General features: G+C 67.8%; 15 protein-coding genes and 2 pseudogenes. 13 read left to right on the top strand and 4 right to left on the bottom strand.

The window, feature by feature from the left end; all coding sequences use genetic code 11:
- Positions 1 to 234: 234 nt before the first annotated feature.
- From OG972_RS01060 to OG972_RS01045, 4 genes and pseudogenes are all read left to right on the top strand, one after another.
- A pseudogene (locus tag OG972_RS01060) lies at positions 235 to 575 on the top strand (IS1380 family transposase); the annotation flags it as partial.
- Between the two features lie 464 nt (positions 576 to 1,039).
- Positions 1,040 to 2,068 carry a helix-turn-helix domain-containing protein gene (locus OG972_RS01055; protein WP_266977809.1) on the top strand — a complete coding sequence of 343 codons (1,029 nt, stop codon included), beginning with the start codon at positions 1,040 to 1,042 and terminating at the stop codon, positions 2,066 to 2,068.
- Positions 2,069 to 3,151: 1,083 nt separating this feature from the next.
- Positions 3,152 to 6,541, top strand: coding sequence for a S8 family serine peptidase (locus OG972_RS01050; protein ID WP_266977808.1), 3,390 nt, complete (start codon positions 3,152 to 3,154; stop codon positions 6,539 to 6,541).
- A 204-nt stretch (positions 6,542 to 6,745) separates the two neighbouring features.
- Positions 6,746 to 7,102, top strand: coding sequence for a hypothetical protein (locus tag OG972_RS01045; protein WP_266977807.1), 357 nt, complete (start codon positions 6,746 to 6,748; stop codon positions 7,100 to 7,102).
- Positions 7,103 to 7,353: 251 nt separating this feature from the next.
- Here the strand turns inward: OG972_RS01045 and OG972_RS01040 are convergent, their stop codons facing one another.
- Positions 7,354 to 8,859, bottom strand: a complete 1,506-nt coding sequence (locus OG972_RS01040) for a long-chain fatty acid--CoA ligase (protein ID WP_266977806.1) — start codon at positions 8,857 to 8,859, stop codon at positions 7,354 to 7,356.
- Positions 8,860 to 8,891: 32 nt separating this feature from the next.
- On the bottom strand, positions 8,892 to 10,187 hold the full coding sequence (locus OG972_RS01035; protein WP_266977805.1) for a TauD/TfdA family dioxygenase: 1,296 nt from the start codon (positions 10,185 to 10,187) through the stop codon (positions 8,892 to 8,894).
- Between the two features lie 152 nt (positions 10,188 to 10,339).
- Here OG972_RS01035 and OG972_RS01030 point away from each other — a divergent pair, with 152 nt between their 5' ends.
- The 8 genes from OG972_RS01030 to OG972_RS00995 all read left to right on the top strand — a co-directional run bounded on the left by OG972_RS01030 (position 10,340) and on the right by OG972_RS00995 (position 19,569).
- Positions 10,340 to 11,362 carry an AraC family transcriptional regulator gene (locus OG972_RS01030; RefSeq protein ID WP_266977804.1) on the top strand — a complete coding sequence of 341 codons (1,023 nt, stop codon included), beginning with the start codon at positions 10,340 to 10,342 and terminating at the stop codon, positions 11,360 to 11,362.
- 379 nt (positions 11,363 to 11,741) lie between these two features.
- Positions 11,742 to 12,800, top strand: coding sequence for a 3-keto-5-aminohexanoate cleavage protein (locus OG972_RS01025; protein ID WP_266977803.1), 1,059 nt, complete (start codon positions 11,742 to 11,744; stop codon positions 12,798 to 12,800).
- A 108-nt stretch (positions 12,801 to 12,908) separates the two neighbouring features.
- Positions 12,909 to 13,880 (top strand): quinone oxidoreductase, encoded by a 972-nt coding sequence (locus OG972_RS01020; protein WP_266977802.1) that lies wholly within the window; start codon positions 12,909 to 12,911, stop codon positions 13,878 to 13,880.
- Between the two features lie 41 nt (positions 13,881 to 13,921).
- Entirely contained in the window at positions 13,922 to 14,839 is a 918-nt protein-coding gene (locus OG972_RS01015) for a TauD/TfdA family dioxygenase (RefSeq protein ID WP_266977801.1), read from the top strand.
- A gap of 31 nt (positions 14,840 to 14,870) precedes the next feature.
- Positions 14,871 to 16,202 carry an MFS transporter gene (locus OG972_RS01010; RefSeq protein WP_266977800.1) on the top strand — a complete coding sequence of 444 codons (1,332 nt, stop codon included), beginning with the start codon at positions 14,871 to 14,873 and terminating at the stop codon, positions 16,200 to 16,202.
- Positions 16,199 to 16,783, top strand: coding sequence for an alpha/beta hydrolase (locus OG972_RS01005; RefSeq protein ID WP_266977799.1), 585 nt, complete (start codon positions 16,199 to 16,201; stop codon positions 16,781 to 16,783). Before OG972_RS01010 ends, OG972_RS01005 begins: the two co-directional genes overlap by 4 nt.
- 171 nt (positions 16,784 to 16,954) lie before the next feature.
- A complete protein-coding gene (locus tag OG972_RS01000; protein WP_266977798.1) occupies positions 16,955 to 18,946 on the top strand; it encodes an acetoacetate--CoA ligase in 1,992 nt (663 codons plus the stop codon).
- Positions 18,947 to 19,344: 398 nt separating this feature from the next.
- A complete protein-coding gene (locus OG972_RS00995) occupies positions 19,345 to 19,569 on the top strand; it encodes an aldo/keto reductase (RefSeq protein ID WP_266977797.1) in 225 nt (74 codons plus the stop codon).
- Positions 19,570 to 19,736: 167 nt separating this feature from the next.
- On the opposite strand, the pseudogene OG972_RS00990 reads toward OG972_RS00995, so the two are convergent.
- A pseudogene (locus OG972_RS00990) lies at positions 19,737 to 19,985 on the bottom strand (short-chain dehydrogenase); the annotation flags it as partial.
- 310 nt (positions 19,986 to 20,295) lie between these two features.
- Complete coding sequence (locus OG972_RS00985) at positions 20,296 to 21,186, bottom strand: helix-turn-helix transcriptional regulator (RefSeq protein WP_266977796.1); 891 nt, start codon at positions 21,184 to 21,186, stop codon at positions 20,296 to 20,298.
- Positions 21,187 to 21,456: 270 nt separating this feature from the next.
- Between OG972_RS00985 and OG972_RS00980 the strand changes: the two genes are divergently transcribed.
- Positions 21,457 to 22,473: a zinc-dependent alcohol dehydrogenase family protein gene (locus tag OG972_RS00980; RefSeq protein WP_266977795.1), complete on the top strand. Its 1,017-nt coding sequence runs from the start codon at positions 21,457 to 21,459 to the stop codon at positions 22,471 to 22,473.
- The last annotated feature ends 31 nt before the right edge of the window (positions 22,474 to 22,504 follow it).

Genomic DNA, 22,504 nt, shown 5'->3' with positions numbered 1-22,504 from the left:
AGGCTGCTGACCGCTGTGGTGAGGTGGAAGAGGCGGACGACCAGGACCGCGAGCCGCTGTTTGATCTTTCGTATGGCGGAAGGTTGTTGGCCGATCTCGGATGCGCAGCCGGCTGAGGCGGTTTCGCGGTCGGTACGAGTCCGGCCGTTGCCGCCGGTCAGGCTGATCGCCAGCAGGGTGCCGGGCGCGTCGGTGATCACATGGTGCTTCGACCCCGGCGCTGAAGACAGCATCCGGATCATCGTCCGGCGCGGGCGCCCTTACCTCGGTGCCCAGCTGTCCTTGTTCGATCTGGACGAGGGCATGCGGCATCAGGTCTTCCTCACCGACACCCTTCACGGCGAAGGCTGCCTGCAGCATCTGCAGGTCCGCCACCGGGCACATGCCCGCGTCGAGGACCGCACCCGCAGCGGCAAGGCCACCGGTTTCGTCCGCTTCCCCTCCCGCCGTTTACGCTCAACACCGCCTGGCTGGGGCTGTCCCTGACCGCCGTCGATCCGGTCGCCTGGGCCCAGACCCTGTTGTTGGCCGACGAGTTGGGCTCTGCCGAGCCGAAGGAGCTCCGCTACCGGATGCCGGTGCGCGCTCTCCGCGGAGCATGCGATCTTCAGATCCTGGCGCTTCTGCAGCGGATGCACGAACTGATTCGTCTTCAGGAGGCTGTCGCGGCGCGCCTGCATTCCGCCCGCCGCTGCTCCAAGTGGAGCGCCCCGAGCCGGCGAGCGCGAACGGCAAGGGCAGTTGTGGTTGCGGAATACTTCGATCGCGGAGGGGACTCCGCTGCGGCACAGGACCCAGGCGAGTGCCAGGTCGACCATACTCATTCCCGCTTCACCGGCCATCGGTGCGAGGCGTTGGATCCTCCGTTGCTTCCCACCTGGGAGGCCGCGTCCGGGGCGTCCCAGGGTGGGGTGCAGGACGGGTAGACAGTCAATGACGACGTCCTGACAGCGGGATAGGGTTCGGCTGAGAAGAATGCGCTCGGGCCACACAACCTGCACCAGGGCCGGACGCGATGGCCGCCCGAGGAGGAGCTTGGATGCTGCAGGCACTGGGATTGGGCCCGGCCGAAGAGGCCATCTACACGGCACTGCTGGCCCGCCCGACAGCCTCTGCGCAGGACCTCGCCCGGCAGACCGGACTCGACAAGGCCGAGACCACCCGCATCCTGCTTGACCTGGCGACACGTGGCCTGGTGGCGGTCGCCACCGAGGCCGGGAGCGGGGCACCTGACTCAGCTGACTGCGGGGCCGGCCGCCAGCCCGCCCGCTACCGGCTCACACCACCCTCGGTGGCCCTGGCCCCGCTCCTCGTCGAGCAGCGCAACGCGCTGCACCGGGCCGAGACCGCGTTCTCGATGCTGACCGAGCAGTACCGCAGTACCGCTGCACACCCTGCGGGCAGCGTCGTGGAGGTGGTCGTCGGCGTGGAGCAGGTCGCACACCGGTTCCACCAACTGCAGCGCGGCGCCCAGCGGGAGTTGCTCGTCTTCCTCGTCGGCGCGCCCATCGCGGTGCCGCGCGAGGAAGCCGACATGTCGGAGAGTTCCGCGCTGGACCGCGGAGTCGATTTCCGGGTCGTGGCCGCCAAGGACTATCTCGATGGTCACGAGGTAGCGCGGGACGTGAGGGCGGCCATCATGGCGGGACTCGAGCTCCGCCTGGTCGACTCGTTGCCGCTGAAGATGGTCGTGTCGGACCGGGAGCGTGCCATGGTGCCACTGGACATGGCGGACTCCGGGGGCGAGCCGAGCGCCATCGTGGTGCATCGCAGTGGCCTGCTGACGGCCCTGGTCCATCTCTTCGAGAAGGAATGGGCCCAGGCCCGGCCGCTGTACAACACCACCACGGGTGTGCGTGCGGAGGCTCCAGCCGATCAGCAGCCAACCGAGGGGGAACTGGAGGTCCTCGCCCTGCTGCTCGCAGGGATCTCCGACCGGCGGGCGGCCTCCCAACTTGGCCTCTCCATACGCACCGTGGAGCGACGGACACGCCGTCTGATGGACCTTGCCGGAGCGGATTCGCGCCTGCAACTCGGGTGGCACGCCGCACGTGCGGGCTGGCTCTGACCTCTTCCTCCTCGGCCTGAGGGCCGAGGAGTCTCCGTCTGTTGGTGGTCACCGTGCGAGGGTGGCCGCCAACTCCTGGTGGGTTCCTGCTTCACCGCCGGCGTGGCCGTGAGCCGGGCTGGAGGTGTCTACCGGCGCGGCGGCGCGCGCACCCACGTCGACAGGTACCTGACCGAATCCCCATCGGGTCTCGGCTGCTCGGGGATGAGGAACGGCGTTGCGATGGCGACGGCCACGATGACGAAACCGGCGATCAGGCCGGCGATGTATCCGACGGAGCTCGTCCGGTCGGCGGCGCGGCCGCGGCTTCGACCGTGTACAGAACCGAGAAGCTGAATCCGGCGCAGAGGCTGAACGAACACACGCGCAGACCGGGCCGGAAGCCCGGGTTGTCGTGGGGGACAGGACGATGGCGAGCCCGCCGGTGAAGCTGATTCCCCTGGCGGTCCGGTGGCTGACGACGCCGGCGGCCGGTCAGCGGTGATCTCGACGGTGTGCAGGGTGTGGGCGAGCAGGCCACCCCCGACCGGGATCGATCTGCCTCGGCGACCTCAATCCGGCCGAGGAGCTGCTCGTCGAGGACCTGCCGTGTCTGCAGTAGCTCCCGGAGACGAAGTGCGGAGCCTTTGTTCCGGGAACTGCCTGCCGACCTGGTGACCGGAGCCTTTGCCCGCAACCTCGGCCTCCTGACGGACACAGCCCAGGTGTGGTCCGATCCGCAGCTCGCTCATGAGCTGCCGGTCCCGTTCCTCGACGGTGGATCTGAGCCCGCCCGGATCCTGGGGAATCGGCGTGGGGGGAGAGAGCTCGAGGGAGGCTGGAGCCTGCTGCTGGTCAGGAGTGCGGGAATGTGCCCGTGCGCCCCCTTCGGCGAGATCATCTGGGCGAGCGTCGGCCCGGCGGGGCATACCCCCGCCTGCCAGGCCCGAAGTCCCCACCGAACTGACGAACCAATAAGTGTGACCGCGTGACGGAAAACCGACACGCGGGAAACCCGTCACGCGCGGCATCCCTACGCAATCCGCATGTCTGCCAGGCTGCAGCCGCAGCATGGCATGTTCACGGCGTCAAGTAGGGAGATTCATGCGCCCCATAACACGTATAGCCTTGGGCGCGGCCACCGCCGCCGCCCTGGCCGTCACCGCAGTCGCGCCTTCCGGGGCGGCGGATACGCCGCCTGACGGTGCCTCGGGGAAGAGACCCATCATCGGCAGCGGGACCACAGCAACGGGCGGCAAGCAGGCGACGGTCACGCTCGTCACCGGCGACAAGGTGCTGGTGACCACGGACACGTCGGGCCACAGCTCTGCGGCCGTGCTCCCCCGCGAGGACGGCACACAGCCGATAGTCCAGACCTATCAGATGGGCAAGGACCTCTACGTCTACCCCGAGGACGCCTCCCAGGCGATCGCCGAGGGCAAGGTCGACGAGCAGCTGTTCAACGTCACTGGGCTCATCCGCCAGGGATACGACGACACACACACCGACACCCTGCCGCTTATCGCCACCTACCGGAACAGTGTGAACGTTGCCGAGAGCGCGCCCGCGGCCCCTCGCGGGTCCGAGCGGGGCCTGAGCCTCCCGGCTGTGGACGGTGTCGCGCTCAAGGCAGGCAAGGACACTGCTGCCACCTTCTGGCAGGACATCACCAACACCCGTTCACGTTCTGCCTCCACGCTGAAGAAGCTGTGGCTGGACGGCAGGGTCGAGGCCACGCTGGACCGGTCCACCGCGCAAGTGCACGCGCCGGAGGCCTGGGAAGCCGGCTACGACGGCAAGCGCACCAAAGTCGCCGTGCTGGACACGGGCGTGGACGCCGAGCACCCGGACCTGGTGAGCCGGGTCGCCGCGTCCAAGAACTTCACGGACTCCAAGACCACCGACGACCGGGTGGGCCACGGCACCCACACCGCCTCCACGGTCGGCGGGTCCGGAGCGGCCAGTGACGGCCGCAAGAAGGGCGTCGCCCCCGGTACTTCCCTGCTCATCGGCAAGGTCCTCAACGACCAAGGCTACGGCCTGGACTCCTGGATCATCGCGGGTATGCAGTGGGCCGTCGACCAGCAGGCCGACGTCGTCTCCATGAGCCTGGGCAACCCCACGATCGGCGACTGCACCGACCCGATGGCCCAGGCCACGAAGCAGCTCTCGCAGAACAAGCACACCCTGTTCGTCGTCGCCGCCGGCAACTCCGGCTCGAGCACCGAGACCGTCTCCTCGCCCGGGTGCGTGCCCAGCGTGCTGACCGTCGGTGCCGTCGATCGAGATGACACCACTGCGTGGTTCTCCAGCCGCGGCCCCGTGGCCGTCACGCACACCCTCAAGCCCGAGATCGCCGCCCCCGGCGTCGGTATCTCGGCGGCCAACGCGGGCGGCCGTGGCATCTACGCCTATCAGACGATGTCCGGCACCTCCATGGCCACCCCGCATGTCGCGGGCGCCGCGGCCGTCGTCCGCCAGGCCCACCCGGACTGGACCGCGCAGCAGATCAAGGCCGCCCTGGTCTCCTCCGCCCGCACCGGCGGCAAGGTCGCCGGCGCCGACCAGACCGGCGGCGGGGTCCTCGACGTGTTCGGTGCGGTGAACCAGAAGGTGCTTTCCGCGCCCGCTGTCCAGGCCGGCAGCTACAACTGGCCGCAGGACGCCTCGGACCGTACCACCGTGCAGGTGCCCTTCACCAACACCAGCAGCAGTGACATCACCCTGAGCCTGAAGCTCAGCGGTGTGCACGGCAACGACGGCAGCGACGCCAACTCCGGCATCATCAAGCTGGAACAGGGCAAGGTGACCGTCCCCGCGGGGGCCACCGCCCAGGTGCCGCTGCGGATCGACCCCACCGCCCGCCTCAAGGCCGGCCAGTACGGCGCTGTCACCGGCCGGATCCTGGCCACCGGCGGCGATGCGCACGTCTCCGTGCCCGTCACGCTCTACGTCCAGCCGGAGACGGTCACCCTCCGGGTCAAGGTCATCGACCGTAATGGCAAGCCCGCGACCGGCCCCTCCTCCCTGGACCTGGTCAGCCTCGACACCGACAAGGGCGAGCGCCGCAGCAACGCGGGTGCGACCGCCCAGACGTACAGCGTGCGCCCGGGCGACTATTCCCTCAGCAGCTTCGTGGCGAGCTACGACGCGAACAACAAGCCCGAATCGATCAGTTACCTCGGGAACCCGCAGCTGCGGATCACCCATGACACCACTGTCGTCCTCGACGCCCGCAAGGCCCACCAGCTGAGCCTGCACACCGACCGCCCCTCGACGGTGAACAACACCACGTTCAGCTACGCCCGCACGTGGGACGACACCTGGCAGATATCCGGATCGCTCATGGCCGGCAACACCGTCCAGAAGTTCTACGCAGACGTCGACGGACGCGCCGAGAACGGCACCTTCGAGTTCCGGCCCACCTGGCGCACGACCGGCTCCGAGGACGGCTCGCCCTACGTCTACAACCTGTCGTTCCCGACCCAGGGTCCGCTGCAGTCCGACCAGGTCTACAAGCCCGAGGACTCCAAGCTGGCCCAGGTCACCGAAACGTGGAACGCCATGGGCAAGGAGGCCAACTACATCGACGCGATGTTCATCCGCCCCACCGGTAGCAGCGGCAACTACGTCCCCGTGAGCCCGTTCGGCTCCGTCCACGTGCCCGGTACCCGCACCGCCTACTACACGACCGGCGACGACGCCTGGTACCACGGCGCGATGACCAGCTTCCCGTTTGCCGCGTTCATGAACGACCAAGAGCGCACCTACCGGGCCGGAGAGCGGCGTGCCGAGGAGTGGTACGGCGGCCCCCTGCGGCCGGCCGCGCCGCGCGACGCCGACGGCAAGCTGATGCTGACCGCCGAGCGACAGGGCGACCTGATCGGATTCCAGAACGCGCTCTGGCTCGACGGTTCCGGCGACCACTGGTCCTACGGCGGATCGTTCGGCGACCTCGGCAACCTGGTGCTGAAGCGCAACGGTGAGCAGATCGCCACCAGCGCCTACCCGTACGACGTGTTCAAGGTTCCGGCTGAGGACTCCGCGTACGAGCTCACCCAGAACCTGGAGAAGATCGACACCTCGGACCGGAACTGGCTGCGCTCCAGCGCTGTCAAAACCACCTGGAGCTTCCGCTCCCACCTGGAGCCGGACGTCTACTCGCGCGGCCTGCCGATCCTCTTCCCGGCGTACGACGTGCCGGCGGACGGCCTGAACACCCTGCCCGCGCAGAGCGGCATCAAGGTCGGCCTGTCGGTCGAGGGCCACGCCGGGTACACCCCGGGCGTGATCACGGCGGCCTCGCTGTCCTACTCCTACGACGGCGGCACCACCTGGACCCAGGCGCCGACCGAGCAGCGGGACGGCAAGTGGACGGCAGTCCTCGACCACACCGGCGCCTCCGGCAAGCAGGTCATGATGAAGGCCACCCTCACCGACGCCAACGGCAACGCGGTCACCCAGACCATCACCCGCGCCCACGACGTTCGGTAACCACATGGTCCGGCCGGGCGGTCTCCCGCAACAGGCGGCCCGCCCGGCCGGCTACCTGCTGTTCCCACCCGTGATCATCAGGGCACGCTCGGTCCAGATGCAGACCGCCGCAGACCCGACAAGCGGACAGCTTGCCGGGGACCGGGTCACCCTGGACACTTCGCGCCCGGTGTGGTTCCCGCTGTCCACAGCGACCAGCACTGAGTGGACGTCCAAGTCCGGCCGGCGAGCGGCAAGGAGAACCTGGCGATGCTCTGGCCGAAGTACGGCCTGGCCCTGGATGCGGATAGCACCACCCCGGGCGGCAACACGTACGACTTCGACCTGGCGTTCGCGCTCCAGACCGGCGCCACCCCCGACATCGACGGGGTCGAGGTGGAGATGTCCACCGACGACGGTGCCACCTGGAGCCCCGAGACGGTGAAGACCAAGAGCGACGGCCACTACAAGGTGTCCGTCCGCAACCCGGCAAAGGGCTACATGTCCCTGCGCGTCACGGCACAGGACACCAACGGCAGCAAGATCGAGCAGACCCTGATCAGGGCCTACGCCGTGCGCTGACGGCAGACCTCTTCCGACCGCACCCCTGGCGCAAGGCACGCCCTCGCGCCAGGGGGCACCCCCCTTGTACTGGCAATCAAATACCTCGCCGGGACCCCGTGCTGCCGAAATCAGTAACGTCCTTCTGTGCGCGGCGTCCGTTACCGCGTGATACTCGAACGCGCGATGCTCAACGAGGCCCTGGAGCACCGGAGATGGTCGGCTCATCATGATCGGGCCGAGTTCAGAACGGACATGGAAACCGGATCAGTTCAGTCCTCGGGCGCCTGCTGCGTGACGACGATCTCACGCTTGAGGATCTTGCCGGTTGCGCCCTTGGGCAGTGTGTCGGCGAAGGTGACGATCCGCGGGTATTTGTAGGCAGCCACTCGCTGTTTGACGTAGTCGCGCACCTGGTCGGCCGTGGTCTGCGCACCGGGCCGGAGGGTCACTACGGCGGCCACCTCCTCCCCGTGGATCTCGTGCGGGACGCCGACGACGGCCGCTTCGGCTACTGCCGGGTGTTCGTAGAGCACCTCCTCGATCTCGCGCGGGTAGACGTTGTAGCCGCCGCGGATGATGAGGTCCTTCTTCCGGTCGACGATGAAGTAGTAGCCGTCCTCGTCGACACGGGCGAGATCACCGCTGTGGAACCAGCCGTCCCGGATGGCTTCCGCAGTCGCATCCGGGCGGCTCCAGTAGCCCTTCATCACGTTCTCGCCGCGGATCGCGATCTCACCGACTTCGCCCGGGCCTACCGTGGTGCCGCCGTCCGCGACGAGTTTGAGTTCGACTCCGCGGATCGGCACGCCGATTGAACCGGCCTTGCGTGGTCGGTCCGGGGGGTTGAACGCGGCGACCGGTGACGTCTCCGAGAGTCCGTATCCCTCCAGAACGGTGACGTCGAATTCCCGCTCGAAGGTGTGCAGCACCTCGACCGGCAGGGAAGCTCCACCGGAGACGGCCAGATGCAGCCTCGAGAGGTCGTAGCTGTCGGGGATCCCGGCGTGGAGCAGGGCATTGAACATCGTGGGGACGCCCAGGAAGACGGTGACCCCGTCCCGGTGCATGATCTCCAGCGCCTTGGCCGGCTCGAACCGCGGCAGCATGGTCAGGGTGGCGGCCGCAGCGACGGCAGCGTTCAGGGCGCAGGTCTGGCCGAAGGCGTGGAACAGCGGCAGGCCCCCGAACAGTACGTCGCTCGGCCCGAGGTGGAGGAGTGTCTCGGCAGCGGAGGCCGCGTTGGTCATCAGGTTGCGGTGAGTCAGCTCGGCGCCCTTCGGGGTCCCCGTCGTGCCCGAGGTATAGAGGATCACAGCAGTGTCGTTCTCCGCCCGGTCGACTGCCTCGGGCATCGGTTCGGTTGCCCGTACCAGAGTGTCGAAGGTCATTGGGTCCGTGACCAGGCAGTCGACCCCGACCTCTGCTGCGGCCTTCGCGACCGCGTCCGCGCACAGCGGGAACGCCAACACGATCCGGGAGCCGGAATCCCGGAGGGTGAAGGCTATTTCACGCGCTTTCAACAGCGGATTCATCGGCACTACTACGGCGCCTGCGCGGAGGATGCCGTAATACGCGATCGGGAAGTAGGTGACGTTGGGCATGACCAACGCGACGCGGTCGCCCGCCCGGACGCCCTTGGCCTGCAACAGTGAGGCGACCCGGGCGCTGGTGTCGTTCAGTTCGGCATATGTCAGGACGATTTCGTCCTGGCGGATGGCGACCCGGTTGCCCTCGGCCCAGGCGGATTCCGCCAGCAGAGTGGCGAGGTTGTCCATGCGGTTTCCCCTTTGATCTGAGCTGGTGGCAGTCACCGGTGGCGGAAAGAGCCGCCGAGGGATGCGGAGTTGTGTGTCGCGATCATGTCGCGGGGGGTGATACCGCCGCGACCGGGACCGCAGTCACTGCTGTGCATGTCTCCCCAGAAGTCCGGTGGCAGTTCTCGCCCCTGCTGCAGGGTCAGCCACAGCCGCAGAACGTGGCGCTTCTGCTCGGGTTCGTCGAAGTCCTCATATTCCGTACGGGAATGCAGAAGCGCGTGGTTGTTGAGCAGCAGCAGGTCGCCGACCTCGAAGTCGACGTCAAGTCGGAGCTCTGGAGAAACTGCCAGTTCGTCGATGAGGTCGAACAGCTCCATATCCGCCCGCTCCAGGCGCGACACGTCAGGAAAGCGCTGAGCGGACTCTAGGTAACAGCGGTTGTAGCGCATGCTGAGCTTGCCCCCGGACCAGGACGCCAGCGGAACCGCGTAGTACGGGCTCTCACCAGGGGCGTGTTCCTCCCGGCGGTCGAGGAAATGGGTCCGGTACAGGCCTTCGACCAGATCCGGCCGTCGCGCCAGGATCGCGTTGTAGACCGCCGCGGAGCTGACCACGGAGATACGTCCACCGGAGCGGGCTGCCCGCAGGTACAACAGTCCGAGGACATCGGATCCGTCGGTGTGGAACGGCAGCATCTCCCTGGTCTGGTAGCCGCGCGTTGCGGGGGCGGCGATGCTGTGACCGGTGTCCCGGACGTGGCCGAGCATGTGGCCCGCCGCGTTCTGTGACACCGGGACACCCAGGTGCTGACACAGTCCCCAGAAAATGGTGCTTGCCCCCGCCTGGCTGTAACGCTCGACCGGAATGCGTTTGACGAGTACGAAGCCGCGTCCGTTTTCCAGCACGTCGGCGATGCGCTCCAGCTCCCCGGCCAAGGTCGGCAGCGGAAAGTCGCCGGCGCTCAACTTCAACAGTGGAACGCCTCGCTCACGCACCGCGCGCAAGGAGGCCTCGAGCTCGTCGATCTGTGCCGGTGAGAGCCGCAGGACCCACTCGTCGGAGCCCGCCAGGTCCGGGCCTTTCCACGCGGCCGGCCCGGTGTACGACCGGCGCAGCACGCTGATCACGTTCGTCATGGTGGCCTCCCCGGGGTCGTGCGTCCGCCCAGCCGGAGTCGCATTCGGCTCTTCGCCGGCTCGGAACCCGAAACCGTGCGAACGACCCCTTTCCTTTCGTCGTGGAAGAACCCCGCGGATCGGGTGCAGGCATTCCACCTGAGGCCATTGATCCGCATTGGGATTCCGTATCCCTTTCCAGGGCTGGTCAACAGTTGGACTGTTTGCCATGGTGTTCTCCGTCGGATTTCCGATCGGCCGGGACGCCGAATCCAGACGCTGAGCTCCATGCAGTGGTGCAACGCTAGGTCACGACTTGAGTCATCGCTTGACTTGGCGTGACACGTGACTTATCACTTGGGGACAGAGCCTGGAGTGCGCCCATGAAGCCCCTTGTCCGTAATGCAGTGCTGAGCAGCTACGTCGAGCTCAGCCAGTCGCTCGGCATCGACCCGCGGGCGCTGATGAAGCGCGTGGGCCTGGACCCCGTCGGCCTCACGGTCCAGGACAGATGGATCTCCGGCGTGGCCGTGACCCAGCTGCTCGAGCTCTCGGCGGCGGCCTCACATCGTGAGGACTTCGGTCTGCTCCTCGCCGAGCGCCGTCGCTTCTCCAACCTCGGCCCCATCAGCTTGGTCATACGCGAGGAGCCCGACGCCCGCAGCGCGATCGAGCTTCTCGTCCGCCATGAGCACATGTACAACGAGATGCTGCACGGCCGGCTCTCCGACGCGAGTGGCCTGGCCACCCTCAAGGTGAGCCTGGAGCTCGGTGAGGCCATGGCGGCCCGCCAGGCCATAGAGCTGGCCGTGGGCGCTTTCCATCAAATCCTTCGTAGTTTCCTCGGCAACCGGTGGCAGCCCGTGTCCGTATGCTTCACGCACAGCGCCCCAGTGGACACCGGAACCCACCGGCGCGTTTTCGGACCCGCAGTGGAATTCGACCGGGAATTCAATGGGATCGTCTTCTACGCCAGCGATCTCAACGCTCCCAACCCGATGTCCGATCCGCAGCTCCGGACGTACGCGCGGCAGTATTTCGAGTCGCTCGCAGTGTCGAGGGACACGACCGTGGCGGACCGGGTGCGCGAGTTGATCGAAGTCCTGCTCCCCACCGGTCGCTGTTCGATCGAGCAGGTCGCATGCAGCCTCGGCGTCGACCGGCGGACCGTCCATCGGCACCTGTCGGCCTCTGGTGAGACGTTCTCCTCCCTCCTCAACGCGACGCGTGCCCAGCTCGCCGAGCAGCTCGTGGCGAACCCACGCCGCTCGTTGACGGAGATCTCCGGGCTGCTGGGATTCTCCGCACCAAGCGCTTTCTCGCGCTGGTTCAGCGAGCGGTTCGGTTGCAGCCCCAGGCAGTGGCGCGTCCGGAGGACCAGGCAGCAGCCGTCCGATGAGGAATGACCAGCGGCGATCACTTGCTGCCGGGGACCGCGATCACGTACCTCGCCACGGCTTGATCCTCCGAGTTGGGGGTGGCACCAGCCGGGGAGGGAGGGTCCCCAAATGATAAGTCTGATGTCACCTGCGGCTAAGCATCCGGCGTAACCGGCAATTAACGTTGCATTACCGCAAGGGAGACCGCCGGCCCGCACGAGGACAGCAGAGACCCTGCCTGAAGCCGCATCTCCCACCGGGACCCATCGATCGTATCCGGGCTGCCCAGCGAGTCCGGGGACCCCGTCTGCCATCTCACTCCGCTTCTCGCCGATCCCCTCAGGCCACGCAGCGCAGGCAGCGATGTGTGCAGCGAGTGAAGACCCATCATCAAAGGAGATGGACTGTGCACTTTTTCGACGACTCCCTGTATCCGGAAAACCAGGAGAAGCTGGTCATCCAGGCCGCGCCCTACGGGCCGGAGTGGCTGCCCGGTGACGCCGACGACCTCCCGCTCACCATGGACGAGCACGTGCAGGCGGCGGTCGACTGCTACAACGCCGGCGCTACGGTGCTGCACATCCACGTGCGCGAGCTGGACGGCCACGGCTCGAAGCGCATCTCCATGTTCAACGAGCTGATGGCCCGGCTGCGCGAGGCGGTGCCGGACATGGTCCTGCAGATCGGCGGGTCGATCTCCTTCGCTCCTGAGGACGAAGGCGCCGACGCCAAGTGGCTCAGCTACGACACCCGCCACATGCTGGCCGAGATCACCCCCAAGCCGGACCAGGTGACGATCGCCATCAACACCAACCAGATGAACATCGTCGAGCTCTTCGACGACGAGGACATCGAGGGCACGTCGGTCGCCAAACCGGCGTACTACAAGGCCTACCGGGACATGGTGGTCGAGGCCGGGCCGGACTTCTACCTCGAGCACCTCAAGCGGCTCCGCACCAACGACATCCAGCCGCACTTCCAACTCGCCAACATGGCACAGCTGGAGACGGTGGAGCGGCTGATCCGCAAGGGCATCTACTGCGGCCCGCTCGTGCTCAACTACGTGGCCATCGGGGGCGGGTTCGCCGGCCGTCACCCGGCCGACCTGATCGAGTTCATCCGCCGCGTCCCGGACGGCGCCGTGCTCACCATCGAGGCCTCCATGCGCGCAGTCGCGCCGATGAACGCGATCGGCATCGCCCTGGGCGCGCACGTGCGGGTGGGCAACGAGGACAACCTGTGGCGGCGCAAGGGCGACCGGATGTCCTCCGTGGAGCAGGTCGAGCAGATGGTCCAGATCGCCAACGCGCTCGGTCGTGAGATCGCCACGGGCCAGGAGGCCAAGGAGATCTACAAGATCCGCGAGTGGTACTCGGACGCCGACGAGACCCTGTCCCAGCTCGGCATGGTGCCCAACCGCCGTCCCGGCCGTCGCGGCTTCATGCTCCGCGACGCCAAGAGCTGACCCGATCCCACGAGGGACGGTCGCGGGACCGACACGGCATCCATCCCAGCCGATCGGGGTCGGCCCGCGACCCCCACCCCCCCCACACACGAGCAAACGGAGCACGTCATGGCACACGCCATTCGCTTCCACGAAACCGGTGACACCGACGTCATGCGGTGGGAAGAGGTCACCGTCGGCCACCCGGGCCCGGGCGAGGTACGGATACGGCACGTCGCCGTCGGACTCAACTTCGCCGACACCTATTTCCGCACCGGTCTGTATCCGGCTCCGCTGCCTGCGGGGCTCGGTGTGGAGGCCTCAGGTGTGATCGAGGCCGTCGGCGAGGGCGTCACCCATGTCGCAGAGGGCGATCGGGTGACCTACACCGGCAGCCCGCTGGGGGCCTACAGCACGGAGCGGGTCATGCCCGCGGACTCGCTGATCAAGCTGCCGGAGGAGATCAGCTGCGAGACCGCCGCGGCGATGACCATGCGAGGCCTCACCTCGGCCTATCTGCTGCGCCGGATCCACCCGCTGAAGTCCGGCGACACCGTATTGCTCCACGCGGCGGCGGGCGGCGTGGGCCTGATCTTCTCCCAGTGGGCCAAGCTGCTCGGCATCACCGTGATCGGCACGGTCTCCAGCGAGGAGAAGGCCGAGATCGCCCGCGCCCACGGCTGCGATCACATCATCTACTACCGGCGCGAAGACGTGGCCCAGCGGGTGCGCGAGCTGACCGACGGCAAGGGTGTCCCTGTGGTCTTCGACAGCATCGGCAAGGACACCGTCGCCGGCTCCATGGCCTCGCTGCAGCGTCGCGGCTTGCTGGTGTGCTTCGGCACGGCATCCGGAGTGCCGCCGCTCGACGCCATGCAACTGGCTATCCACGGCTCGCTGTTCGTGACCCGGCCCGCGCTGGCCGACTACATCGCCGAACCCGTCGAGCGGGACGCCCTGTCGGGCGAGCTGTTCGGTCACGTCGCGTCCGGACGTATCAAGATCGAGATCAACCAGCGCTACGCCCTTCAGGACGCGATACAGGCACACCGCGATCTCGAAGCAGGACGGACCACGGGATCTTCCGTCTTCGTCCTCTGAGCACACCGCGCCCCACACGTCACGTCAGAGGAGTGAGCACCATGGACCAGACCATCCACCCGAGGGGAAACACGCCCGTCCTCGTGCGCCCGGGTGTTCTACGCACTTCCATCAAGGTTGAGCCGCTGACTTGCACCATCGGCGCCGAACTGTCCGGTGTGAACCTCGGCGACGCCGCTCGCGACGACGAGCTGTTCGCCGAGATCAAGCAGCTGCTGCTGCAGTACAAGGTCCTGTTCCTGCGGGACCAGGACATCACCCGCGCCGAGCACGTCGCCTTCGCCTCGCGCTTCGGTCAGCTCGAGGACCACCCGGTGCTCGGCAGCGACCCGGACCACCCTGGGCTGGTCCGCATCTACAAGGACCTCGACAGCAATCCCGAGCACTACGAGAACGCACTCCACTGCGACGGCACCTGGCGCGAGTGCCCGCCCATGGGGGCCGTGCTGCGCTGCGTTGAGACGCCAGAGGTGGGCGGGGACACGATCTGGGTCAACATGGCCGAGGCGTACCGCAGGCTGCCCGAGCACATCAAGACGCAGATCGCGGGTCTGGGCGCACGGCACAGCATCGAGGCGAGCTTCGGTGCCGTCATGCCGATGGAGCAGCGGCATCAGCTGAAGGCGCAGTACCCGGACGCGGAGCACCCGGTGGTGCGTACCCACCCGGAGACCGGCGAGCAGATCCTCTTCGTCAACTCCTTCACCACACACTTCGTGAACTACCACACGCCCGAGAACGTGCGCTTCGGCCAGGACCACGCGCCCGGCGCCGCCAACCTCCTGAACTACCTGATCAGCCAGGCGGCCGTCCCCGAGTACCAGGTGCGTTGGCGCTGGCAGAAGAACAGCTTCGCCATCTGGGACAACCGCTCCACACAGCACTACGCCGTCCAGGACTACTGGCCTGCCCTCCGCAAGATGGAGCGCGCCGGAATCGTCGGCGACAGAACCTTCTGAGCCCCCACCAGAGACGAGAAAGGTGACGCCGATGGGACTTCACACTGCCGGCACGGCCGTGCCGGGGACCTCTTCCGCCATACCGGCTGTCTCCCGCAGGTATGCCTGGCTGGTGTTTGCGCTGAGTTTCGGGCTTCTGATGTCTGACTACATGTCGCGGCAGGTCCTCAACGCGGTCTTTCCGCTGCTGAAGGCGGAGTGGCTGCTGTCGGACGCCCAGTTGGGTTCTCTCAGCGGCATCGTGGCTCTGATGGTCGGTGTGCTCACCTTCCCGCTGTCACTGCTGGCGGACCGCTGGGGTCGGGTCAGGAGCCTGGTGATCGCCGCGATCGTGTGGAGCCTGGCGACTTTGGGCTGCGCGGTGTCGGCGAGCTACGGCCAGATGTTCCTGGGGCGGTTCATGGTGGGTGTCGGTGAGGCGGCCTACGGGAGCGTCGGTATCGCGGTGGTCCTCAGCATCTTCCCCATCAGCCTGCGGGCCACGCTCTCCGCAGCGTTCATCGCGGGAGGGTCCTTCGGATCCGTGCTGGGTGTGTCGGCCGGCGGTGTCATCGCCCAGGAACACGGCTGGCGCTGGGCCTTCAGCGCGATGGGAATCTTCGGACTGCTCCTGGCCACGGTCTACGGCCTCGTGGTCACCGAGAAGAGGCTGGGGACGGCCTCCAACAAGCACAGCGCCAGGGCCGGTGAGCGGGCCCCCTTGCGGACCCTGCTGCCGAGGTTGTTCTCATCCGTCTCCGTGGTCTGCGCCTACATCGGCAGCGGACTGCAGATGTTCATCGCGATGGCCATGCTCGCCTGGATGCCCAGCTTCTTCAACCGCTACTACTCGATGGCCCCCGCCAAAGCGGGGCTGGCCGCAGGAGTCTTCGCGCTGCTCAGTGGCACCGGCATGATCCTGTGCGGAATCGCCGCCGACCGCCTCAGCCGGAACCTGGCGGCCCGGAAGTGGACCGTCGCGATCGCCTGCAGTCTCGCCTCACTCGTTCTGCTGATGGTCGGCTTCCGGCTTCCTACCGGCCCGGTGCAGCTCGTACTGATCGGCGCCGGCACTCTGGTGGCCTGCGGCACGGCCGGCCCGGCGGCCGCCATGGTGGCCAACCTCACCCCTGCGGCCATCGCGGCGACGGCCATGGCCACGCTCACCCTGGCCAACAGCCTGCTCGGGATTGCCCCGGGGCCCGCGGTGACGGGCATGCTCGCGGACCGCATGGGCCTGCTCGGCGCACTGAGGGTGGTCCCGCTCATCGCGATCGCGGCCAGCGCAGCCTTCGCCATCGGCAAGCTCTCCTACGAGAAGGATCTGCGCCGCATGGGCCTGATGCCCGACGTGTCACTCAAGAACCTGGAGTTGCAGTCGTGAGTCTCATTGCACCGCCGACCGTCGTGATCGTCCCCGGTCTGCGCGATCACGTGCCGGACCACTGGCAGACCATCCTCGCCAACAAGATCGCCGACGCCCGTACCATTCCGCCGTTGGAACGCGACAGGCTCAGCTGCGACGCCCAGGTCGCCGCCCTGGACGAGGTCCTGTCGGACATCTCCGGGCCGGTCGTACTGGTCGCCCACAGCGCCGGGGTGATGACCACCGTGCACTGGGCGCAACGACACCGGCGCCCCGTCAAGGGCGCGCTGCTGGCGGCGCCACCGGACTTCGACACCCCGCTGCCGGAGGGCTACCCCACCCTGGAAGACCTGCGCGAAAACGGCTGGACGCCGACCCCGCGGACACCTCTGCCCTTCCCCGGCATCGTCGCGGCAAGCACGAACGACCCCCTGGCCGGTTTCGAACGCGTCACCGACCTCGCCCGAGCATGGGGGAGTCGCCTCGAGAACCTCGGTCCAGTCGGACACCTCAACCCCGCCTCAGGCTATGGCGAATGGCCTCAGGCGGAGGAGATCATCCGCGAGCTCAGCCAAACCTCGTCCGACAGGTCCATCTGACGCACGACGGTGCCCCTCACGCTCCCTCCTGCCCGCCCTCGGGCAGGAGGGAGCCGTGCACCCACCGAGCGCGCATCGTCAGAGACGTGTCAGCAGTCTGTAGGCGCTTCCACCCCGTCGGCCGGCCTCTGCACTGATCCCCACCCGCACGACACCGCCTTGGAGGCGCTCATGAACACCGACACCGACCTGTTGTGGTCCCCGAGCCGCTCGACGGCCGAAAGCTCCAACGTTGCCGCCTTCATGCGCTGGTTGAGCACCACGCGGGGACTGTCCTTCTCCGACTACACGGAACTGTGGCGGTGGAGCACCACCGACGTGCCCGCCTTCTGGTCGGCGGTGTGGGAGTTCTACGGCCTCGACGCCGTCAGCAGCTACGACGAGGTCCTGGCCGACCCGTCCATGCCAGGAGCGTCCTGGTTCCCAGGAGCGCGGCTGAACTTCGCCGAGCAATGCTTCGCCCATGCCACCGACGAACGCCCGGCCCTGATCACCGTGGCCGAGGGCGGCGCTCCCGCGGAGACGTCGTGGCAGCAGCTCAGGAGCCAGGTCGCGACTGTCGCTGCGTCCCTTCGCGACATGGGTGTGGGACCTGGTGACCACGTTGCCGGCTACCTGCCCAATACGGCACACGCGGTGATCGCGTTGCTGGCCAGCGCCGCCGTCGGAGCGGTATGGACGGTGTGCTCGCCGGATTTCGGTACGCCCAGCGTGCTCGCGCGGCTGCAGCAGGCGCAGCCGTCGGTTCTCGTCGCCGCCGACGGCTATTACTACGGAGGAAAGGAGTTCGACCGACGTCCGGAGCTCGCTGAGATCATGGACGGGCTTCCCACAGTCCGGCACCTGATCGCGGTCGACTACCTCTACGCGTCCTCAACCACATCGGCGTGGTCGCAGCGGACGGAGGTGGCGCAGCACACGTGGTCCGTACTGCTGCGGAACCAGGCGGAGCTCAGCTTCGCCGACGTCCCCTCCGACCACCCCCTGTGGATCTTGTGGTCATCGGGCACGACGGGCGTACCCAAGGGCATCGTGCAGGCCCACGGCGGCATCGTCGTCGAACTGCTCAAGGCCCTCGGCCTCGGTGCCGACCTCCGGAGCGAAGACCGCTACTTCTTCCACACCTCCACCAGCTGGATGGTGTGGAATTTCATGGTCGGCGGCCTGCTGCACGGAGCCACCATCATCCTGTACGACGGCAGTCCCACCTACCCCGACGTCAACGGTGTCTGGAAGGTTGCCGAGCAGACACGCGCAACGATGGTTGGCATGGGAGCGGCCTACCTGGTCGCCGCGGAGAAGGCGGACGCGCACCCAGCAGCCGAGATCGATCTGAGCGCTGTGCGATCCATCCTGCAGACCGGCTCAGCCCTCCCCGGGAGCACCTGGCGCTGGGTCTACGATCGTCTCGCCTCCGACGTATGGCTGCAGTCGATCTGCGGAGGAACCGACATCTGCTCGGTCCTCGCCGGAGGTTCTCCGCTCCTGCCGGTCCGGCTCGGCCGGATCCAGTGCCCCGCGCTCGGTGTTGCTCTCGCCGCGTGGGATTTCTCGGGACAGCCGCTCGTGGGGGAGCAGGGGGAGCTGGTGGTGACGGCGCCACTTCCCTCAATGCCCTTGCACTTTGTCAACGACCCTGAGAACCAGCGCTACCTGGCGAGTTACTTCGACGTCTATCCCGGGATCTGGCGGCACGGCGACTGGGTCACGGTCGACCCGGACCTGTCTGTCGTGGTGGCCGGCCGGTCGGACTCGACACTCAACCGCATGGGCGTGCGCATGGGGTCCGCCGACATCTACGCCGTCGTCGAGCGGCTCCCTCAGATCGCGGACAGTGTGGTCATTGGCGCCGAACTGCCGGATGGCCAGTACTTCATGCCGCTCTTCGTCGTCCTCGCCGAAGGGGCAATCCTCGACGATGCGCTCCGGAACAGCATCGCCGTGTCGATCAAGGGAGAGCTTTCGCCGCGGCATGTTCCGGATGCCATCGTTCCGATAGCTGCCGTGCCGCGCACCTTGACCGGGAAGAAGCTGGAGGTCCCCGTCAAGCGCATCATGCAGGGAGCTCGCGCTGCTGATGTGAGTGCTGAGGGAGCCATCACCCATCCCGAGATGCTGGCCTGGTTCGAGGACTTCGCAACCAGGCTCCCAGCCGGACGCTGATACCGTCACCAAGATGAGCACGTCCCGGGCCGGATCGACGGAGCCGCACTCCGGCCAGAGACGGATGGCGGATGCTACCCAACGCACCACGCTGAGCAAGTGACCGACTGAGCGGTTGCTTGGTCATGGGTTTCACTTCGCGTGGAGCGACGTCCGGCGGCTGCTGGCCGGCCGCGTATTTCTCGGCGCCGTCCTGATCACCGGTCTTCCGCTCGCACCGTCGAGCTCGAGGTGATCCCCGCATTGCGGTACTACGGTCTCGGGCTGATCCCGTGGAGCCCGCTGGGCGGCGGGCTGCTCGGCGGCGCGCTGCAGAAGGCGCAGGGTGAGGGCGGTCGCCGCGTGACGCCGGAGGCCCTGGCCCGCGTCGAACGGTACCGACCCCAGCTGAGGCGTAGGTGGCGCTGTGTGCCGAGCTCGGCGAACAGCCCGCGGACGTTGCCCTGGCCTGGCTGTTGCACAACCCGGTCGTCACCGCCACGATCGTCGGTCCCCGCACCGCAGCACAACTCGCCACCAGCCAGCGCGCCCTCGACGTGATCTTGTCGGAGGACACGCTGCGCATGCTCGACGAGATCTGGCCCGGCCCCGGTGGCGAGGCCCCGGAGGCATACGCCTGGTAGTCGCGCACTTCGACCCCCGTCGCCCACATGGGAGTCGGCGGGGGCGGCTGCGTCTCAGCGTTCCGGGGAGGAATGGCGAATGATCGCTCAGCAGGGAGCTGCCGGCGAGGTCGTCCGTAGGAGAGTCGGCAGCACACCGCGCACAGGCACCACATGGCCGCGGTCAGTCAGAGCGCGGTGCCCGTCTGCTCGGCCAACGTCCGCAGGAGGCGGTTTTGGAACGCCTCGTCGTGGACTGCGCGGTGCGGCTGCAGCCGCTGACGATGGTACCAGTACCCGTCGGTGGTCAGGGCCTGGGGTTCGTCGCTGGAGGCGAGCCACTCCTGTGTCCGGTGGCCGACCTCGAGATCGTCCGGCGCGTTGGGTCCGCCCATCTTGGTCGGCACCCAGCCCGGATCCACGGCGTTGCTCAGCACCACGACATCGTGTCCCGCGGACAGCAGGGAATCTGCAGCGGCACGTCCAAGGCCGTCCGCGGAACCGGTCACCAGGATCCGACTCAAGATCGCACCGCCTCTCGCACGCGCGAGGCCGGGGCGGGCGCCGCGAAGCCGAGCGGCGCTCGGACAGTCGCTCTGTCCCGCTCGTCGACGCGACCGTCGCCAGCAGCGTGCATGGCTGCTCCTCGCATGGAAGTGTCTCCTTCCGTTCGTGGTCGCGGTGGCCGCTGAAGCAAGCGCTATTCCCTCTCGATGGCCCCGCGTGCGGGCCAGTCGTCGAAGGGCTTCAGCTTGTTGTGGATTGTTTCGTGGGCGAGTGGGTCTCTTGGGTGGCGGCCCAGGAGGCGAGCAGGCGCAGCCGCTCCTCGGAGGGCGACCCGGGTTCGGCGGTGTAGATGGTGAGGGTGAGGCCGGGTGCGGCGGCCATCTCCAGGCCCTCGTAGGCCAGGGTGAGTTCGCCGACGGCCGAGTGGTGGAACCATTTGACCCCGGTGCCGTGGTGGCGCACGTTGTGGGCGCCCCAGCGGGTGCGGAACTCCTCGCTGCGGGTGGAGAGTTCGCCGACGAGGTCGTGCAGGTCCTTGTCGTGCGGGTTGCGGCCGGCCTCGGTGCGCAAGATGGCCACTGCGGTGTCGGCGAAGGTGTCCCAGTCGGGGTAGAAACGCCGGGAGGCGGGGTCGAGGAAGTTGAAACGGGCGAGGTTCGCCTGATTGTGGGGGACGGCGTAGAGATCGCAGTAGAAGGCGCGGGCCAGCTGGTTGGCGGCCAGCAGGTCCATACGGGCATTGCGGACGAACGCTGGCCCGGCGGTGATCGCGTCCAGGGTCCACTGCAGGCTGCGGTGCGGTGTCCACTGCCGGGTGGTCCGGCGCCAGGGGCGGGTGAGGGCGTCGGAGCCGTCGGCGGCCTGCGCCAGGTGCAGCAGATGGGAGCGCTCGGCGTCGTCCAGCTGGAGCGCGCGGGCGACGGCCTCGAGGACGGCCGGTGAGACTCCGGCGAGGTTGCCGCGTTCGAGTTTCGCGTAGTACTCGACGCTGACGTCGGCCAGAGCCGCGACCTCGCTCCTGCGCAGCCCCGGCACGCGGCGCCGGGAGCCGGCGGGCAGCCCGGCCCGTTCCGGGGTGATCTTTGCTCGCCGCGAGGTGAGGAACTCGCGGACCTCTTCACGGTTGTCCACCCCTCGACCGTACGTGCCGCACGCCGTGGGAGGGATGTACTGGCAGTACACCCCTCGCTGGTAACTCGCTGCCCGCGCGGAAAGCCGGTTACCTGGATGACATGGCACTCCCGGCCCCGACGTTACGGCGCCGGACGTCGGGTGTGCCCGCCCATGCGCGCTGGTGACAGCGGTGCGTTCTCGTACGCCCGGTATGCAACCGCACGCGGGCACAAGCGGCCCCACCGGGCCGCACCGGAGACCCGCCCCTCAGTACGTAAGGAACCCCTCATGCGCGGAGCAGTGATCCACGCCCCCGGCGATGTGCGCTTCGAGACCCTTGACGATCCGAAGATCCTCCAACCGACGGACGCGATCATCCGCACGGCCGTCACCTGTGTATGCGGCTCTGACCTGTGGCCCTACCGCGGCCTGGACTTGACCGACGAGGCGCACCCGATGGGGCATGAGTACGTCGGCTTCGTGGAGGAGGTCGGCAGCGAGGTCACCGCGGTCAAGCCGGGCCAGTTCGTCGTCGGCTCGTTCGCCACCTCGGACAACACCTGCGCCAACTGCCGCAACGGCTTCCAGTCCAACTGCCTCAACCGCGAGTTCATGAGCACCTGCCAGGCCGACTACGTGCGCATCCCCCATGCCCAGGGCACCCTGGTCGCCACCGACGAGCACCCCGCCGAGGAGTTCTGGCCCAGCCTGCTGGCCGTCTCCGACGTCATGGGCACCGGCTGGTGGGCCGCCGACGCCGCCGAGGTCAAGCCCGGTTCCACCGTCGTCGTGGTCGGCGACGGAGCGGTCGGGCTGTGCGCGGTGATTGCCGCGAAGGAAATGGGCGCGGAGCGGATCATCGCGATGAGCCGCCACGAGTCCCGCCAGCAGCTTGCCCTGGAGTTCGGCGCCACTGACATCGTCACCGAGCGTGGCGAGGAAGGTGTCGCCCGGATCAAGGACCTCACCGACGGAATCGGTGCCGACGCGGTGCTGGAGTGCGTCGGCACCGCGCAGGCCATGCGGCAGGCCCTGCATGCGGCCCGGCCGGGCGGCAATGTCGGCTTTGTCGGCGTCCCCCACGAGGTGGCGATCGACGGGCAGGAGCTGTTCTTCTCCCACGTCGGTCTGCGCGGCGGCCCCGCCCCGGTGCGCCGCTACCTGCCCGACCTGATCGACGGCGTCTTGAGCGGCCGGATCAACCCGGGCAAGGTCTTCGACCTCACCCTGCCGCTGGACCAGGTCGCCGAGGGCTACAAGGCCATGGACGAGCGCCGCGCCATCAAGGCGCTCCTTAAGCCCTGACGCCCCGACGCACCGCCAGGGCCGGGTACCT

Source organism: Streptomyces sp. NBC_01669 (genome assembly GCF_026339735.1).
Taxonomy (GTDB): domain Bacteria; phylum Actinomycetota; class Actinomycetes; order Streptomycetales; family Streptomycetaceae; genus Streptomyces; species Streptomyces yanii.
This window is presented reverse-complemented; position numbering and strand designations above follow the sequence as displayed.